The organism is Flavobacterium sp. RHBU_24 (genome assembly GCF_046613695.1).
Taxonomy (GTDB): Bacteria; Bacteroidota; Bacteroidia; order Flavobacteriales; family Flavobacteriaceae; genus Flavobacterium.
The window spans coordinates 1-18,048 of record NZ_JBKJHD010000009.1 but is presented as its reverse complement, the minus strand read 5'-3'; the positions used below and the strand labels follow the sequence as shown (position 1 = coordinate 18,048).

Below are 18,048 nucleotides of genomic sequence, written 5' to 3'. Positions count from 1 at the left end.
CCTCTCACCCTGGGAACGCCTTTTCATAAAAAAGTACAAAACTAACCCTTAACTCTTAATTGAAATCAAATCTCATGCCAAGACTGAAATTATTATAATCAATTTCATTATTATTAAATACAGGCTGTAAATCGTATTTGGCATAAATACCTACTTCACCGTAAGCCACATAAGCGCTTACACCATATACAAAGTCGCTTACATTAAAATCGCCTTTGGTTTTGCTCTTGGTTTCGTTGCCGTCGCCATATTTAATAATCTGTTTTTCTTTTACATTTACACCGGCATAACCGCCCAATCCTACGCGAACACTTTTGTGTGTGGGAAACGAAACCTTCTCGCCATCCACTTTCTTTTTAGTAAAATCAAACTCCAGGTGGGCCGGTACCACAAGGTTTACATACCTAAGGCGCGCTACATCAAGGTCACGCCCCGACGGTGCAAGTACAGTCTGCCCGCCCTCTTTTACAAAAATCTGGTTGTTATCAGGGCGCAGGTTGTTGTATTGCAGCGAAAGCCCGTATTTGGCATGCAGCAGGTTGTTATTTTTTGCCATGCGGGTATTCCAGGTAAGGCCTACTTCATAAAAATCGCTCCTCCATTTAAAGCCTTCGGCAGCAACCCCGTCTTTCACCATACGGTTAACACCAAGTGCGTAAACAAACTGGCTGGTAGTGCGGCGGTAGCCTGTTTTGTTTCTAATGGTGTCTTTTTTATTACTGAAGTTAAATTTAAGGTATCTGGTTTCTTCTGTAATCTTGCCGTCTACTTTATCTTTTACCAGCTGGGCAAGGGCATCTTCTTCAAAGGCCACGCGTTCTTCAATATTTTTGGCCCGTTTTTCAGCAAGTTCCTTTTTTTGAGCCTCGGCCTGTTCAGCGGTTATTTCACCTTTTTCAAGCTGGGTGTTTACGGCATCTACTTCGGCTTTTAGCGCGTCTTTTTCTTCCTGGGTTATTTTTTCAATATTTTTTGATATTGCGGTGGCCCGTTCTTCAAAGCTTTGGGCATTCATGGCAGTAGTAACAAGGCATAGCAATGCCACTACATAAAAAGTAACTGTTTTCATGTTTTTTGATTTAAATTATTATGTAATTGATGATTTCTTATTCCCTGTTGCGTGTTGCAACGGCAGTTTTTACGGTATTGTAGTTCTTTTGGATAGAATTAATAACCTTACCCCTAAAACTCTGGTCCAGCTCCCCTTCTACCGATGTAAGGAGGGTATTAGCGTTTACGTCTATGGTTTTTTTTGCCGGGCCGGGAGCCACTGCCACAGCGCTTTTTTGAGGTGTGCCGGGTTGGGCAGTATTGTTTTGAGATGGCTTATCTACACTGGCCAGCAGGACATTGGCATCTACCTTTATTTTTGACGGGCGCACAGCAGCAGGTTTCTCAACTTCAGGGGTAGTAACCGCTACTTCAGGTTCTGAAGGTGTAACTCCGGCAAACCCTATAACACTTTGCTTTACATTAGCCGTTTTGTGCTGTACTTTGTTGCTGTGTTTAGTTGTTACCGCTACAGGCGCTTCAGCTTTTGGCGCTACCCTTTCAACTATAATTTCTTCTTTAACCACCGAAGGAATAGTGCTTTCAACTTCTTTCTCCTGTGCACTAACTACCGTACTGCCGTTGTCAATTTCGTTTTTTACGTTACCGCCCTCACTGTTCAGGTAAAATATGCCTGCAAACAGCAGCGCCACAAAACAGGCCGCCATACTCAGCCACATTACCAGGGGTTTCTTTTTGGTTTCTTTTTTCTCGGCTACGCTAAGCATGGCATCCAGCCTGTCCCACGCCATAGGGGTGGGCGTAATGCTGCGTGCGTCGAGCTTTTTCTTTATATCCTGTTCCATTTTATTCCGTTCCATTTTCATAATTCTTTAGTTTGTTAACCTGCTCCTGCAGCATCTTGCGTGCGTGGCTCAGCTGGCTTTTGCTGGTGCCTTCGCTTATATCCAGCATTTTTGCAATCTCCTGGTGCTTGTAGCCTTCTATGCAGTACAGGTTAAACACCATTTTATATCCTTCGGGCAGGCTGTCTATCAGGCTTTGTATATCGTCTACGCTAAGGTTGCTCTCTATATTGTTAAACGATTCTTCCTTATAATACTCATCTTCTAAAAAGCCAACTTTCTTCTGCACCCGCAGGTAGCTTATACACTCGTTAACCATTATCCGCCGTATCCATCCTTCAAAGCTGCCCTTGTGCTCAAAGTTCTTAAGGTTGGCAAACACTTTCATAAAAGCGGTTATCATTACATCTTCTGCCAGGTGCAGGTCTTTAATATATTGCCTGCAAACCCCCAGCATTTTGCCGGAATGCTTACTGTAGAGACGTTGCTGGGCGTGGCGGTTGTTTGCCGCTGCTTCCTTTATCAGGTTCTTTTCGTCGCTATGTAAGTCAATTACTTTCAAAACTTGTTTCGGTTACTGGTATATAAGGATAGACGACATCGTCTTTAAAATGGTTGCATCAGGAAAGAAAAAAAATGAAATTATTTTTTAACAAATTAAAAATAAGCAATATAAAATATAAAATTATTTCACCCCACTCAAATCACTCCCCGCATCAACCTCTACCGGCTCCATCCCATAACGGAAAAGCCTGGCCTGCAAATCGCCTTTAAGCAGTACTGTATTGCCATTTACCTCCAGCCAGCTGCCTTCCCTTAAGCCAAGCACCGGTTGCGTATTAAACTGGTGGAATTCCTTAATACGTGTTTCCCTTGTTTCGCCCATGTGGGTACTGCCCGGCTGCGGGTCAAGATAATGCGGGTTCAGGTTAAAGGGTATCGCACCCAGTGTTTTAAAGCTGGGTGGGTACACTATGGGCATATCGTTAGTGGTTTGCATGGTAAGCCCGCAAATGTTGCTGCCGGCGCTGCTGCCCAGGTAGGGCACGCCGCGGTCTATGGCTTCTATAAGCGCTCCCATAACGCCGGTCTTGTGCAGCTGGCTTACGAGCAGGAAGGTATTACCACCACCGGTAAACACGGCTTCAGCGTCGGTTAACGCGGTTATCGGGTCGGCAAATTCATGTATTCCTTTTACTGTAATATTTAATTTTGTAAAAAATGCGGCAGCCCTCGCGGTATAGTCGTCGTGAGATATGCCTCCCGGCCGTGCATACGGAATAAATATAAGCGACGCGCAGCCGGCAAAGTGTGCCTCAAGTGTGGGTAGTAAATATTCTAAATAGCCACCGCCGTGCAATGTAGAGGTGCTTGCAATAATAAGTTTTTTCATTCGTTTAATACATTGTAAAAAGTAAAGGTACTTATTTTTAATCAACCCTTACTTTTATAGCTATACCCTAATATTATGAATTTAGCACAAAAAAGCTGTATCGCCCTTTCCTTAATCTCCGCTGCACTTGGCTTTGCCCAGGAGCGCAGTCCGCTTAATGGCAAGCTGGTGTCCGGCTTTGGTGACCTTGAAGGTGTTTATGTAATTAACCGTACGGCTAAAACGGAAACCAACACCACACGCGGCGGCTACTTTACCATAAACGTAGCGGTTAATGATACCCTAATATTCTCGGCACTACAGTTTAAGGCTGTAGACGTACCCCTTACGCCTGAGCTTGTGGCTAAAGAGCTGCTCCTGGTGCCAATAGAGCCGCAGGCGCACGAGCTAAGCGAATTAATTATTAACGATTACAGCCATATAAATTCCGAGTCGCTGGGCCTGGTGCCTGCCGGGCAAAAACAATATACCCCTGCCGAGCGTAAATTAAATACCGCCAGCAACTGGAAAATGAACCCCCTGGGCCTCGACCCTATAATAAACGCCTTTAGCGGGCGCACAAAAATGCTGATGCAGGCCGCGGATGTTGAGAAGAAGTATGACTTAATGGAAAAAATTGCCTACATTTATACTGAAGAAGATATAGTGTCTAAGCTTAAGATACCGCTTGACTACGTGCAGGGATTTATATACTATATCGTAGAAAATAAATATTTTGCAAAAGCGATTGCCGAAAAAAACCATGAGTTGGCAAGGTTTATGATTACAGGGTTGGCGGGCAAATACCTGTTGCTCCTTAAAGAATGATGATTAAAAAATGGCTTGCCATACTACTCCTTTTACTTACTGCCTCTGGCTACAGCCAGGGGCGTACTGATTTTCATGGAGTTGTAAACACCAGCGGTGCCGTAGCGGCAGGGGTATTTATTATTAATAAAACCACCGGTGCCGAAGTAAAATCAGATGCTAAAGGGGCGTTTACCATACCCGCTAAGGCTGGCGACCAGATTGTGGTATACAGTACGTATACCGAAGTAAGGGAGTTTGCCGTTACAGCGGCGGCACTGGCCGCAAACCCTTATGAAATGGAGGTAATCCCTAAGGCCACCGAACTTAAAGAGGTGGTTATTACCGATATGAACCCGGAAAATATGGGCCTTGTGCCAAAAGGGCAAAAGCAGTACACCGTAGCAGAACGCCGCCTTTATACCGCAAAAAGCGGCATGGGGCTTGACCAGCTTATTAATGTGCTGAGTGGCCGTATGCGCATGCTGAAACAGGCAGTGGCAACCGAAAAAAAGCAAGCCCTTATGGACAGCCTCGATTCGCTGTTTACCGATGAAGAACTTGCCGGTTTTGGCCTGCCCCGCGAAACCGCGCGCGGGTTTTTATACTACGCCGTAGAAGACCCCCGCGTGGCCGATGCCATTAAAGATAATAACGAGTCGCTGGTAAAGCTGCTACTCATGGAACTTTCGCAATCCTACCTAAAGCTTCAAAAAGATGAATAAGCTACTCTATATATTCCTGTTTTTATCACTAACTATTACTGCCCAAAAGCGCCAGGATTTCCGGGGACAGGTTTTGTCCGGCGGGGCATTGGCGGGGGGAATTTTTGTAATAAACAAAACTACCGGCGTAGAAACTAAAACCGATGCTAATGGTATTTTTTCGCTTGATGTACGTGCGGGCGACCGTATCGTGGTGTTTAGCGACTATACCAAAGTGAGGGAGTTTGATATTTCGTCAAAATCATTTGAAGAGCAGCCTTATAAAATGGAGGTGGAGGCAAAAGGTACGGAGCTTAATGAGGTAGTGGTACAGGGTGAAAACCTCTCTGAAGAGGAAATGGGTATAGTACCTGAAGGCCAAAAGCAGTATACTGTGGCAGAGCGCCGCAAAAGGGCAAACCGCACGCTGAGCCTTAACCAGGGTATTAACCTGGGGTTAGATGGTGTGGGTAAAAAGAAAATGCTCAGGGAAAACATTAGTACCGAAGATAAACTTACTGCGGTAGAAAACCTGCGTAAAATGTATACCCAGGAGGAAATTACCGAATATTACGGCATACCCGCCGATAATGTAGAGGGCTTTATGTTCTATGCCGCCGAAGACGCTGCCTGTATGCAGGCGCTTAAGGCCAATAGCCTTAGCACGGCCCGGCCCCAGCTTAAAAGGCTGAGCCAGGAATATATAAAAATGCTGGAAGACGGGGAGTAGCCACAATCAACCTGAAAAAAGCCACCACCGAATGAAAAATAAAATAGTTTGCCTGCTCTTATGCTTATTGCCCATATTGGGCATCGCGCAAACCCGCCAGCTGCTACGCGGGCACCTCGTGTCTGACTCCTTACAGGTAGAAAACCTCAGCGTGGAAAACCTATCGGCCAAAACAAAAACAGTTACCGATACGCGCGGCAACTTCCTGATGTACGCCCGCGTAGGCGATACACTGCATTTTGACGGCATGCAGTTCCGCAGTACCCGCCTGAAGCTTACCGAAGACGACCTGCGCCAAAACCCGCTTACCGTACATCTGGACGTAAATGTTACCGTGCTCGATGAGGTACTGATAAACCCGCTCACGGGCGAACTGGGCAGGGACGCTAAAAAAACAAAAGTAAAACCGCTAAACCCCGATGTGGATGACAGCGAGTTCATAGCTTATCCCGCAAGCAAACGGCCGGTAAACGGCGCGCTGCCCGTTACCGAAAGCCAGCTGCAGGGCGTAGACTTTATCGCCATTGGCAAAATGATATTCAAGCCGAAAAAGAAAAAAACTGACAAAGGCGAAATCTATAATAACACCGTAAGCAAAACCTTTTCTGAAGCGGCGGTTACCCGCTATACCGATTACTTTTTTACTGAAACATTGCAAATACCACCGGCAGATATAGCACTGTTCCTGGGCTATTGCGATGGCCCCGAAGTACGCAAGTTGCTCGACCCCCGCAAAGAGTTTGAACTAACGGATTACCTAGTAAAAAAAGCAAAGGAGTATAAGGAGCAGAAGAAATGAAAAAGTTGGAGAGTTTGTGATGTGCTTGGCCGCTAAAAGGCTTACGCAATAATCTTTAACTTTGGGAGTATTCGGGCTTCCTCAGGGAATCTTTGGGTTACAAACCAAACTCAGAAGCTAAGTGGCTAAGCCGCTCAGAAGCTTTCCCAAAATCCCTATCTTTGTTTAGCTAATACTAAAACCTGAAATGGATATTTTTAAAATAACCGAACCCACCGCACCGAAGGTGCCTATAATAATAAGTTCGCCACACTCCGGTACGTTCTTTCCTGACGATATAAAATCGCGCCTCAAGCCGGAATTCGCTGAACGGCCCGAAGATGCCGACTGGTTTATACAAACCCTCTACGATTTTGCACCTGCCATGGGCATTACACTTATTGAGGCCAATTACTGCCGCTGGGTTATCGACCTGAACCGCGACCCGGAGAGCAAGCCCCTATATACCGACGGGCGCGTAATTACCGGGCTGGTACCGCTTACCAACTTTAACGGCGACCCGCTCTATGCCGGCACAGCACCCGATGAGGCCGAAATTGCCCAGCGTGTACTGAAGTACTATATCCCTTACCATGAAAAGCTGGAAGAACTGATAGAAAAAACCAAACTCGAATTTGGATCTGCCCTTTTGTTTGACGCACATTCAATACGTAAAGTGGTGCCGGGCATACAAAAAGAGGCATTTCCTGATTTGATTTTAGGTGATAATGATGAAACTTCGGCCTCACAAGAAATTATACATGCAGCTTGGGAAGTACTGAAGGATAGCGGCTACAAGGCTACGCACAACACCCCGTTTAAGGGCGGCTACATTACGCGGAATTTCGGCAAGCCTGCCAATAACGTGCACGCGCTCCAGCTCGAAATGGCCAAGACCAATTATATGGATGCGGGTGAAACGAAATACGACGAACAGAACGCCGCTAAAATTCGGGAAGTGTTACAAGAATTGTTTACTCAACTTATAAAAACCGTGCAGTAAATAATGGCGGCAACATATACTTTTAAAGGCCTGCTGACTGAAAAAGGCTGGCTCAATAATGCCACGGTTTCGGTAGATGATTTGGGCAACATCATTTCGATAACTAAAAACGATACCCCGCAGGGCAAATTTGTAAACGGTTACGCGTTGCCAGGCTTCCAGAACGCGCATTCGCACGCGTTCCAGTACGCTATGGCGGGGCTGGCTGAGCTGCATACCACCACTGGTGCACAGGATGATTTCTGGTCCTGGCGCAATGCCATGTACAGCCTTGCCCTTACGCTGTCGCCGGAACAAATGGAAGCTGTTGCCGCGATGCTCTACAGCGAAATGGCACGGCACGGCTATACCGCGGTGGCCGAGTTTCACTACCTGCACCATGATAAAGACGGTACGCCCTATAACAATCTGCCTGAGATGGGCGAACGCCTTATGGCTGCCGCGCAAAAAGCAGGAATCCGCATTACGCTGGTGCCCATGTTTTACCAGCAGGGTGGTTTTGGGCAGGCCCCGGTAGAAAAACAAAAACGGTTTATTTCGCACACAATAGAAGACTATTATAAGCTGCTCGATAGTACAATAGCTTCCGCAAAAAACTTTGACAATGCTAATGTGGGCATCGGGATACACTCGCTGCGTGCGGTAAAACCTGAGGATGTTATAGCGCTGTGTAACGCGCTCGATGGCAGCAGGCCGTTCCACATACACGTGTCGGAGCAATTGAAAGAGATTGAAGACTGCCTTACCTTTCACGGCAAGCGGCCGGTGCAATGGCTGCTGGACAATTGCCCGGTAAACGAAAACTACCACCTGGTACACGCCACCCACCTCGATACCGCTGAGGTAAAAAGCCTGGCCGAAAGCGGCGCCAGCGTGGTGCTTTGCCCCAGTACCGAGGGCAACCTGGGCGACGGGCTGTTTAGCTTTGAAGCCTATAAAAACCACGGCGGCCACTGGAGCATAGGCACAGACAGCCATGTGGGCCTCAACCCGCTGGAAGAACTCCGCATACTCGATTACGGCCAACGCCTTATTTCGCACAAGCGCACCACTTTTGTAACCGAAGAGAGTGGCGACAGCGGCTTTAACGCGCTTAAAATGGCATGGCAAAGCGGCCGCAGGGCAATGGGTGCGCCGTATGCAACGTTCTTTACAGTGGGCCAGCCGTTTGATGCCGTAGTTATGAAAGCCGACTCGCCATTAATTGCCACGGCATCCGAAAAAAACCTGTGCAATACGTTTGTATACGGCGCCGATGTAAGCAATATCCTGGGCACTATTGTTTCCGGCAGGTGGATAAACCACAACGGCAGCCTGCAAAACCGAGAAGCGATTGTAGCCGATTTTATAAGGGTGATGGGAGAACTGGGTACAAGGGCATAGCCTGTAATAGCTTAAGACGACACCATAGGGCTAATCTTATTTGATAATATGTTCTTAGGGGCCTGCCTAAAAAAAACTACATTTATACCATGAAATTACTCATCGCCCTACTCACCCTGCTTTACTCCTCCCCTGCCCTGTGCCAGGAGGCGCTACTTCCGGTACGCATTATGGCTACCCCAAAGCCGGCCGCCGAACGTTTTGCCGGCACCGATGCCTTTGGGTGGGACTATGTAATTGCCGATAACGAGTTTCGCAAGCAGAAGGATGGCAGGGTGCTGAAATATAAAAACGTAGCGCTGGGGGATATTTTTAGGGTTGACCTTCAAAATCCATTGCAAATAGTGCTTTTTTATAAAAAGTTCAACACGTTGGTATTGCTGGACAACCAGATGAACGCTACAAACCTTATAAATTTTAATGATATTAGCGAGCCCCTGCTGGCAGAAGCTGTGGGGCTTGCCAGCCAGAACCGCCTTTGGGTATACGACCTCAACACCCAGCAAACCGGGCTTTTTGATACAGCAAAAAATACCTTCCGCACGCTTACACCTCCCAATAACGGCGGCATAACCTGGTACCAGAACGATTACAACTATTTTTACTGGACGGATAACAACGGTAACCTTTTTGTGCTTAATCTTTTTGGCAAAATAAACACCTTAGGCACCCTGCCCCCTTTTGATGCTGCGCAACTTATTAGCAATGATGTGCTGCTACTGCAAAAAGATAATGTGCTGTACCAATACCAGTTAAGCACACAAAAAAGCACACCGGTTACAATCATTGAAAAAACGTTTGGGGCTTTTTACTATAAAGACGGAATTTTAAGTATTTTTACCAACAGCGAGATTATTCAGTACAAAATAAGTTTACCCAGATAACTTTTATAAATGCATATAGCTGTAGCAGGAAACATCGGCGCCGGAAAAACGACACTTACCGGCCTATTGGCAAAACATTTCAGGTGGGAGCCCCACTATGAAGACGTAGTAGACAATCCTTACCTTGACGATTTTTACCACCAGATGGAACGCTGGTCGTTTAACCTGCAAATTTACTTTTTAAACTCCCGTTTTAGCCAGATACTCCAGTTCCGCGAAAGCGGCAAAAAAATTATACAGGACCGCACCATATATGAAGATTCGCACATCTTTGCACCTAACCTGCACGCCATGGGGCTTATGAGCAACCGCGACTTTAATAATTATAAAGCGCTGTTTGAACTTATGGAAGGCTTTGTGGGCGCGCCAGATTTACTGATTTACCTGCGCAGCAGTATACCTAACCTGGTAAGCCATATACACAAGCGCGGCCGCGATTACGAAAACTCGATAAGCATAGATTACCTGAGCCGCCTTAACGAGCGCTACGAAGCCTGGATACAGGGGTATGATAAGGGAAAACTGCTTATTATAGATGTAGATAAACTAAATTTTGTAGACAACCCCGAAGACCTGGGCGATATTATTAACCGCATTAACGCACAACTAAACGGCTTGTTTTAGTTTGGTTGTTGGTTGTCAGTTGGTGAAAAGACATATAAAAAGCAGCGCTGTTTGGCGCTGCTTTTCATTTTAAGAAGAAATTCCTAAAAATTATTTTATACTGAAAAGGCCTTCGGCTTTGTTTTCAAGGTTGTTAAAGCGCTCTGTGCATTCTGCTATTAATGCTTCGGCAGCGGCACGGTCACCCCAGCCCCTTACTTCTACCTTTTTGTTTTCAAGATCTTTATACACCTGGAAAAAGTGCTCTACCTCTTTAGTAAAATGTATGTTAAGGTCGCTAAGGTCATTCATTTTACAGGCAATAGGGTCTGATACCGGCACACATATAATTTTTTCATCATCACCTTTATCGTCAGACATGTAAAACACACCTATAGGCTTAACCTCTACCACGCAGCCCGGGAAAGAAGGCTCTGTAAACCATACCAATACATCAAGCGGGTCGTTATCTAAGGCAAGTGTTTCCGGTATAAAACCGTAATCTGCCGGGTACATCATTGATGAGTACAGCATCCTGTCAAAACGGATCCTCTTAATATCAAAGTCATATTCATATTTGTTCCTGCTACCCCTTGGTATCTCTATAAGTACATCAAAAGTTTTTGTTGCTGACATCGTTTAATCTGTTTTTTGTTACGCAGGGCAAAAATAGTATAAATATTAAACCGCCACATGCAAAACGTTAAAAATAAGGATAAAATGTGCCCGATTTTACAATTCAGTAATATATGCCCTGCATTTTTATTATTACTGAAAAATAACTTCAAAGCATGTTTCGTATATAGACCATATTTTGCTTAAAAGAAGAACCCAAATGAGCCCTTTACAGCAAACTTATTGGCATCCGGAATGTTAAGATAGCTGCCCCTCCAGCAAAAATCAATACGGAATACCTTAAAAATGTTGCCCACACCGGCGTGGTACTCCCAGTACACATCTTCGGGTGCGCGGTATACAATATTACTTGCATTAAGTGCAATATTTGCGTCGCTCACGGTACCGTACACGCCTTTTATGCCTACTATTTCCCTAAGGTTAAGGTCGCGCAGGCCCGGTATGCGGCTAAACAGCCTTCCATTAAAATTATGCTCCAGGTGCAACGAGGTATATTCATCGGCTACAAACTCATAATAGTTGAGCAGGTTGTAGGTATTCTCTATATTAAACCAGCTTTGGTTACCGGGTATTACCCCCATAAGCCCTAGTGGTACGGTGCCGAATATCTTACCGGCCTCAAAGGTGGTAAACAGCCTGCCAAAACCGCCTACCAGCACCGGCTGGCGGTAATAAAACTGTAATTTCTGGTACTCAAAGTCGCTGCCAAAAATACCTTTTACGCCCTGGTTAAAGTTTAGGAACAAACGGGCATAATTAAAATCTACATCGCTACGCTCTACCCCAAAGCCTATGGTGCGGCGTTTGGGCGTATAATCTATCATCGCGCCAAACTCGTACTGGTTTACAAAACCTTCGGTACCCAGGCTGTGGTCGTTTACGTCTTTCCAGTAATCAAGGCTAAAAGCATCGCGGTCGGCACTCTTAAGCGTGCGGTAGTTAAGGCTGCCGCGGAACACCAGGTTTTTTACAGGCTCTATCTCTGCACTGAACGTACTGAAATTAATAGACGTTAAATAGTTATTGTTACCACTTGAAAATAACGACGACGATGCAAAACTGCGCCCCAGCACATCATTAGTAGCGGTAAGGCTTACACCTATCTGTTCTATATCGCGGCGGTTACCGGCCTGCAGTATTATTCGGTTGCTTTTGTTTACCATCCATTTACCGCTAAGGCCGTACTTAAACTGGTTGTCTTTAAAGCCATAAGCCGTATATCCCTCAAGCCTCCAGGGGTCGTTTTGCCCAAAGTAGGTGCGCCCGCCCGTGCGCAGCCTTACCCCTTCTACATTATTGTAGCCAAAGGTGGAAAATATGGGCCCGTAATCAAAATGACCCATCTGGTAGTAGCCGCTGCCCAGTGTGGCCACCAGCGTATACATGTGCTTAAAGCGGGGAACGGTTTTTAGGGTGTCGAGCATTTTATAAACCCCCCGCTCGTCTTTATTGAGCGATTCAAAACGGTTATCGTCCCAAAATTCATCGCTTTTTTGCAGTATCGAGGGGTCAAAATTATTAACATCGGTAGCATAAAATTCGTCAGGCTTTTTACGGTCAAACACATAGTCGCGAAACAGTGTGGTGCGCTTGCCGTACACACCTTTAGATTCGTCTTTTTTACGCAGGGCGAAATCGCTCATCATGTGGTCGCGCTTTAGCAGGAACACCGAATCGTTTAGCACATCAAAATCCTGCTCTATATAGATATCTTTTACCCAGTTGATGTTAGCGCCCTTACTGGCGCTCATGGCTATTTTTTTTATGGCAAAAGTGGTATCGTTTACCCAAAAGTTACCCTTAAATGTTAACTCTCCCTTACGCCGCGGGTAAAACACGATGTTATAGCAATATTTATTATCTAAAACGGCGGTATCGGCCAGCACATAGTTGTATACATTAATACCGGTGCGTGACAGCGGGCTTACAAAATCCTTATCAAAAAACTTCAGATAGTTGTTGTAGATGTCATAATCGGCATAAAGGTCTTTTACAAAGGCAATAATCTGCTGGTTATCGCTAAAGCCCGAATTTTTATTTGCCGATATATCTTCCTTCCTGCGGTTAGCCTCATTATCGCCATATACCTTGCTTAGCTGCTCGTTAATAAATATGGGCAGGTAGCTCTTGCCGGTAATATTGCTGGTATCTACCTGTTCAAATATAAACTCCATGCCTTTAAACAACTTACTCTGAGTCATGGCGCTGTCTATATTATTAAGGTCAAACTCTACCTTTTCATACTTATCATATTCATATTGCTTAAACATGTGCAGGCCGTTCTTGCGGCGGCGCTCCCATATTTTACGCAATATGTCTATAGCGGGGTTATTTTTTTTAGAAGTCTTGCCGCTGTAAAGTACCACCTCTTTAAGCTCAGTAGCTTCGGCAAGTGTAACTTTCAGGTTGTAGGCTACAGGGCTGTCAAGGTGCACTTCTTTTGAGGCAAAGCCAACAAAAGAAACCAGCAGGTCGGTATAGGTGTTTTGCGACTCCAGGTAAAACTTGCCGTTCTCATCGGTAATAACGCCTTCGCTACTGCCTTTAAAATATACGCTTACATACGGCAGCGGCTGCGCGGTATTATCAACTACAACGCCGCTAACCTTGGTTTGGGCCAGGGCAGAAAGGGTAAACACGGTAAATGCCAAAAAGGCAAACAGTAACGTTCTCTTCATATGGGGATAAAAACAGAAAACTTCATCATTTAGTATGATGAAGTTTCAAATATATGGCAATAATTTTACAATTTGAAGATTTGAAAATGCAGTAATTTGAAAATTGCCTTAACATGCGACAGCATTTACAAATTTTCAAATTGCAGAATCTTCAAATTACTTATACATAACCTTTTTAACTGCCTTAACAAGGTCGCCCGCGTTAGGTATCCATTCTTTCAGCAATGCCGGAGAATATGGGGCCGGGGTATCGGCAGTAGTAATCCTTTGTATAGGCGCGTCAAGGTAATCAAAGGCGCGTTCCTGTACAATGTAAGTAATCTCAGAAGATATAGAGCCAAACGGCCATGCTTCTTCAAGGATAACCAGCCTGTTTGTTTTTTTAACCGATGTAATGATGGTTTCATGGTCCATCGGGCGGATGGTCCTAAGGTCGATAATCTCGATGCTGATGCCTTCTTTTTCAAGTTCTTCGGCAGCGATAAACGCCTCTTTAATGATTTTACCAAACGATACCACTGTAACGTCTTTACCTTCGCGCTTAACATCGGCAACACCCAGCGGAATTGTGTACTCCCCTTCAGGCACCTCGCCTTTGTCGCCATACATTTGCTCAGATTCCATAAATATAACAGGGTCGTTATCGCGTATGGCCGATTTAAGCAAACCTTTACAGTCGTATACGTTACTTGGCACCACCACTTTAAGGCCCGGTATGTTAGCATACCAGTTTTCAAAAGCCTGGCTATGCGTAGCACCCAGCTGGCCGGCAGAAGCCGTAGGCCCGCGGAACACGATAGGGCAGTTAAACTGGCCGGCGCTCATCTGGCGGATTTTTGCCGCGTTGTTTATAATCTGGTCAATACCCACAAGGGCAAAGTTAAAGGTCATGAATTCTACAATAGGCCTGTTGCCGTTCATGGCAGAACCTACTGCTATACCGGCAAAGCCCAGCTCGGCAATCGGGGTATCTATAACCCTCTTGGCGCCAAATTCGTCAAGCATCCCTTTACTGGCTTTATAGGCACCGTTGTATTCGGCTACCTCTTCGCCCATTAAATAGATTGCTTCATCACGACGCATTTCTTCGCTCATTGCTTCGCAAACTGCTTCCCTGAATTGTATTGTTCTCATGTAAATGTATTTCGCGTGGTTAAATGTGTGGCAAAAATAAATATTTTATATTATTTTAAACTATTTTTATGGGGTAATAATGCGATAAAATAACGGTAGGGATTTCATTTCATGACAATAAACGCCTAAAGACATTTATTTTATGGCAGAACCACCACACTACTAATTTATACCAACTGTCATTATGATACGTTTTCTTTTAGTATTTATACTTATTGCTCAATATTCACAGGCTCAAATAAGTGTTAATCCACAAACAGGCGCGAAAAAGTCGTTTGAGGAAATAATAGCTGAAAATAAAGGAAAAGTAATACTTATTGATTACTGGGCCAGCTGGTGCAAGCCCTGCCGCAAGGAAATGCCTGAGATGAGGGCACTGATGAAAAAATATAAGGATGCTAACATTACGTTTGTATTTATATCGATGGATATTGAAGCAGATGAATGGAAAAAAGCTGCTGAAAAAGAAAAAATTGTAAATATGCCGTACAGCTATATGTCGTGGGATATCAAAAAAACCGATTTATCCAGGTTAATTAAAGTTTCATCTATACCCCGCTATGTAATCTTTAATAAAGATGGGAACTTGGTCAACGCCGATGCTCCACGCCCTAGTGAAAAAGAATTAGAAACCGAACTCGAAAAATACCTGAAAATGTAGTTTAACACTTATTTATATATCTGTGAAAATTACTGATTAGTTCAGAATAAAACATCAAAAACCACTTTTAAGGCTGTGTTTTTATCAGTATTTTACTTTTAAGATTAATTTTTAATGAAAACGATATTTAATATGCATGCATAGTTTTTAATTAGGATTTTTTTCATAACTTCGTGATATCAATAATCAAACGTTATAATTCCTTATCTATAATGAAAATATTAGTCTGCATCAGCCACGTGCCTGATACTACTGCAAAAATTAACTTTACAGACAACGACAGCGCCTTTGATACTAATGGCGTTCAGTTTGTTATCAACCCTAACGACGAATTTGGCCTTACGCGTGCCATCTGGTTTAAGGAGCAGGCCGGCGCCACCGTAACGGTGGTAAATGTGGGCGGCCCTGACGCCGAAGCCACGCTGCGCAAAGCCCTTGCCATAGGCGCTGACGAAGCAATCCGTGTAAACGCCGCCCCTACCGATGGTTTTTTCGTAGCAAAGCAACTTGCTGAAGTGGTAAAAAGCGGCGGGTATGACCTGGTTATTGCCGGTAAAGAGTCATTAGACTATAACGGTGGTATGGTGCCCGGCATGCTGGCGGCACTTACCGGAGCCGACTTTGTAAACGGCTGTATTAAGCTGGATGTAAACGGCAGCGATGCTACAGCCATCCGCGAAATAGACGGCGGTAAGGAAACACTTAGCGCGAAACTTCCCCTTGTTATTGGCGGGCAGAAAGGCCTTGTGGAGGAAAAAGACCTGCGCATACCTAACATGCGTGGCATTATGGCCGCCCGTACCAAAGCGCTTACTATTTTAGAGCCTACCGGCGCCGATGCTAAAACCAAAGCCGTGAAGTTTGAAAAACCCGCACCTAAATCGGCTGTGAAGCTGATAAGCCCTGACAACCTTGATGAACTTGTAAATTTATTGCACACGGAAGCGAAAGTTATTTAAAGAGGTAATGCGTTATTTGGTAATACGGTTATTTGTTAAGCACCGGATTACCGCCCTGGAAAGACCGAATTACCGAATCACCAAATCCACAAATAAACAAAAGAAATGTCTATACTAATATACGCCGAATCGGCAGAAGGAAAATTTAAAAAGACCGCGTTTGAGGTTGCTTCTTACGCTAAAAATATAGCCGGACAAACCGGAACCACCGTTACCGCGGTAGCCATTAACGTGGCCGATGCATCGGCACTTGCCGCTTATGGCGTAGATAAAGTGCTTAAGGTAACGAATGAGAAACTTAAAGCGTTTAACGCTAAGGCGTATGCTGATGTGATTAAACAGGCCGCCACTAAAGAGGGCTCGAAATTTGTATTGTTCTCAAGCAATACCGATAGTTTATATATCGCACCGCTGGTAGCCGTGGGCCTTGAGGCCGGGTATGCCAGCAATGTGGTAGCGCTGCCGGAAAGCCTGTCGCCTTTCCGGGTAAAAAGAAATGCGTTCTCTAATAAAGCTTTTAATATTACTGAAATAACTACCGACATAAAAGTACTTGCTATTGGTAAAAACTCATTCGGGTTAAAAGAAAACGCAACGGCATTAGCGGAGGAAGATTTCAGTCCAAGCCTAAACGATGGCGACTTTACCGTTACCGTACAGTCATCAGAAAAAGTAAGCGGAAAAGTAACCATAGCCGATGCTGAGATTGTAGTATCGGGCGGACGCGGGCTAAAAGGCCCGGAGAACTGGGGTATACTTGAAGACCTTGCATCTGCCCTGGGCGCTGCAACGGCATGCTCTAAGCCGGTATCTGACCTGGGCTGGAGGCCGCACAGCGAGCACGTGGGCCAGACGGGCAAACCTGTAGCTGCTAACCTGTATGTTGCCGTAGGCATATCGGGTGCCATACAGCACATTGCCGGTATTAACAGCAGTAAGGTAAAAGTGGTTATTAATGCCGACCCCGAAGCCCCTTTCTTTAAAGTGGCCGACTATGGTGTGGTAGGCGACGCGTTTGATATCGTACCGAAACTGACAGAAAAAATAAAGGCCTTCAAGGCGCAAAACTCATAATTTTATTATAAATTGTGCCCCTAATTGGGCTATCAGGTAAAGGATAGTTTTTATCTTTGCCTGATAGCCTTTTTTTGTATACCCGGAGAAAATACCAACATGAGCTTAGTAAAACTTACTATAAAGGGCATTTCGTACAGCCAAACGCAAAACGGGGCCTATGCCCTGATACTTAACGAAGTAGATGGCGAACGCAAGCTTCCCATTGTTATCGGCGCTTTTGAAGCACAATCCATTGCCATTGCCCTGGAAAAAGAGATAAAGCCGCCGCGCCCACTTACACACGACCTTTTTAAAAATTTTGCCGACCGCTTTGACATTGTGGTAAAGCAGGTTATCATACATAAACTGGTAGACGGGGTATTTTTTAGCAGCATTATTTGCGAGCGCGACCGCATTGAAGAGATTATCGATGCCCGCACCAGCGATGCCATAGCACTTGCCCTGCGCTTTAACGCGCCTATTTTCACCTACAAGAACATACTTGACAAAGCCGGCATTTACCTGAAAATAAACCCCGAGCAGGGCGAAGAACATAGCGACGATGTACTTAGCGAACCGGAAACCTTTGGCACTGCCGAAAATGTGGTTTCAGGCGAAGGCTATACACAATACAACCTGCAGGAACTGCACGAGCAGCTGGAACAGGCCGTACAGAACGAAGACTACGAGAAGGCAGCCAAGATAAGGGACGAAATATCGAAGCGAGAGAGTTAATTTGTGGATATGGTAATTAGTTAATTTGGAGCTTCACTCCTATCTTCTTTACATTGCTTTCTTCAAGTG

At 45.0% G+C, this 18,048-nt stretch carries 19 protein-coding genes; 12 read left to right on the top strand and 7 right to left on the bottom strand.

Features of this window, described 5'->3' with window-relative positions:
• Positions 1-55 precede the first annotated feature (55 nt).
• The 4 genes from ACLI09_RS10390 to pepE all read right to left on the bottom strand — a co-directional run bounded on the left by ACLI09_RS10390 (position 56) and on the right by pepE (position 3,249).
• Positions 56-1,069, bottom strand: coding sequence for a hypothetical protein (locus tag ACLI09_RS10390; RefSeq protein WP_411419554.1), 1,014 nt, complete (start codon positions 1,067-1,069; stop codon positions 56-58).
• Between the two features lie 37 nt (positions 1,070-1,106).
• A complete protein-coding gene (locus ACLI09_RS10385) occupies positions 1,107-1,871 on the bottom strand; it encodes a hypothetical protein (RefSeq protein ID WP_411419553.1) in 765 nt (254 codons plus the stop codon).
• Entirely contained in the window at positions 1,858-2,418 is a 561-nt protein-coding gene (locus ACLI09_RS10380) for an RNA polymerase sigma factor (protein ID WP_411419552.1), read from the bottom strand. Before ACLI09_RS10380 ends, ACLI09_RS10385 begins: the two co-directional genes overlap by 14 nt.
• 123 nt (positions 2,419-2,541) lie before the next feature.
• Positions 2,542-3,249, bottom strand: coding sequence for a dipeptidase PepE (gene pepE, locus ACLI09_RS10375; protein ID WP_411419551.1), 708 nt, complete (start codon positions 3,247-3,249; stop codon positions 2,542-2,544).
• Positions 3,250-3,324: 75 nt separating this feature from the next.
• On the opposite strand from pepE, the gene ACLI09_RS10370 reads away from it, so the two are divergent.
• From ACLI09_RS10370 to ACLI09_RS10335, 8 genes are all read left to right on the top strand, one after another.
• Positions 3,325-4,056: a hypothetical protein gene (locus ACLI09_RS10370; RefSeq protein ID WP_411419550.1), complete on the top strand. Its 732-nt coding sequence runs from the start codon at positions 3,325-3,327 to the stop codon at positions 4,054-4,056.
• Positions 4,053-4,760, top strand: coding sequence for a hypothetical protein (locus ACLI09_RS10365; protein ID WP_411419549.1), 708 nt, complete (start codon positions 4,053-4,055; stop codon positions 4,758-4,760). The genes ACLI09_RS10370 and ACLI09_RS10365 overlap by 4 nt, the downstream gene beginning before the upstream one ends.
• Positions 4,753-5,469 carry a hypothetical protein gene (locus ACLI09_RS10360; protein ID WP_411419548.1) on the top strand — a complete coding sequence of 239 codons (717 nt, stop codon included), beginning with the start codon at positions 4,753-4,755 and terminating at the stop codon, positions 5,467-5,469. Before ACLI09_RS10365 ends, ACLI09_RS10360 begins: the two co-directional genes overlap by 8 nt.
• 31 nt (positions 5,470-5,500) lie before the next feature.
• Positions 5,501-6,268: a hypothetical protein gene (locus ACLI09_RS10355; protein WP_411419547.1), complete on the top strand. Its 768-nt coding sequence runs from the start codon at positions 5,501-5,503 to the stop codon at positions 6,266-6,268.
• A gap of 187 nt (positions 6,269-6,455) precedes the next feature.
• Entirely contained in the window at positions 6,456-7,250 is a 795-nt protein-coding gene (locus ACLI09_RS10350) for an N-formylglutamate amidohydrolase (RefSeq protein ID WP_411419546.1), read from the top strand.
• 3 nt (positions 7,251-7,253) lie between these two features.
• Positions 7,254-8,633, top strand: a complete 1,380-nt coding sequence (gene hutF, locus ACLI09_RS10345; RefSeq protein ID WP_411419545.1) for a formimidoylglutamate deiminase — start codon at positions 7,254-7,256, stop codon at positions 8,631-8,633.
• Between the two features lie 89 nt (positions 8,634-8,722).
• The gene (locus ACLI09_RS10340) at positions 8,723-9,517 is read left to right on the top strand and encodes a hypothetical protein (protein WP_411419544.1); all 795 of its coding nucleotides are present in this window, start codon (positions 8,723-8,725) and stop codon (positions 9,515-9,517) included.
• 9 nt (positions 9,518-9,526) lie between these two features.
• Positions 9,527-10,141: a deoxynucleoside kinase gene (locus tag ACLI09_RS10335; RefSeq protein WP_411419543.1), complete on the top strand. Its 615-nt coding sequence runs from the start codon at positions 9,527-9,529 to the stop codon at positions 10,139-10,141.
• A 90-nt stretch (positions 10,142-10,231) separates the two neighbouring features.
• Here the strand turns inward: ACLI09_RS10335 and ACLI09_RS10330 are convergent, their stop codons facing one another.
• From ACLI09_RS10330 to ACLI09_RS10320, 3 genes are all read right to left on the bottom strand, one after another.
• A complete protein-coding gene (locus tag ACLI09_RS10330; RefSeq protein ID WP_411419542.1) occupies positions 10,232-10,756 on the bottom strand; it encodes an inorganic diphosphatase in 525 nt (174 codons plus the stop codon).
• Positions 10,757-10,938: 182 nt separating this feature from the next.
• Positions 10,939-13,434: a DUF5686 family protein gene (locus tag ACLI09_RS10325; RefSeq protein ID WP_411419541.1), complete on the bottom strand. Its 2,496-nt coding sequence runs from the start codon at positions 13,432-13,434 to the stop codon at positions 10,939-10,941.
• A gap of 156 nt (positions 13,435-13,590) precedes the next feature.
• Positions 13,591-14,568: a pyruvate dehydrogenase complex E1 component subunit beta gene (locus ACLI09_RS10320; RefSeq protein WP_411419540.1), complete on the bottom strand. Its 978-nt coding sequence runs from the start codon at positions 14,566-14,568 to the stop codon at positions 13,591-13,593.
• Positions 14,569-14,752: 184 nt separating this feature from the next.
• Here ACLI09_RS10320 and ACLI09_RS10315 point away from each other — a divergent pair, with 184 nt between their 5' ends.
• The 4 genes from ACLI09_RS10315 to ACLI09_RS10300 all read left to right on the top strand — a co-directional run bounded on the left by ACLI09_RS10315 (position 14,753) and on the right by ACLI09_RS10300 (position 17,979).
• Positions 14,753-15,229 carry a TlpA family protein disulfide reductase gene (locus ACLI09_RS10315; RefSeq protein ID WP_411419539.1) on the top strand — a complete coding sequence of 159 codons (477 nt, stop codon included), beginning with the start codon at positions 14,753-14,755 and terminating at the stop codon, positions 15,227-15,229.
• A 212-nt stretch (positions 15,230-15,441) separates the two neighbouring features.
• The gene (locus tag ACLI09_RS10310) at positions 15,442-16,188 is read left to right on the top strand and encodes an electron transfer flavoprotein subunit beta/FixA family protein (protein WP_411419538.1); all 747 of its coding nucleotides are present in this window, start codon (positions 15,442-15,444) and stop codon (positions 16,186-16,188) included.
• A 105-nt stretch (positions 16,189-16,293) separates the two neighbouring features.
• Positions 16,294-17,262 carry an electron transfer flavoprotein subunit alpha/FixB family protein gene (locus ACLI09_RS10305; RefSeq protein ID WP_411419537.1) on the top strand — a complete coding sequence of 323 codons (969 nt, stop codon included), beginning with the start codon at positions 16,294-16,296 and terminating at the stop codon, positions 17,260-17,262.
• Positions 17,263-17,361: 99 nt separating this feature from the next.
• Positions 17,362-17,979: a bifunctional nuclease domain-containing protein gene (locus ACLI09_RS10300; protein WP_411419536.1), complete on the top strand. Its 618-nt coding sequence runs from the start codon at positions 17,362-17,364 to the stop codon at positions 17,977-17,979.
• Positions 17,980-18,048: the final 69 nt, after the last annotated feature.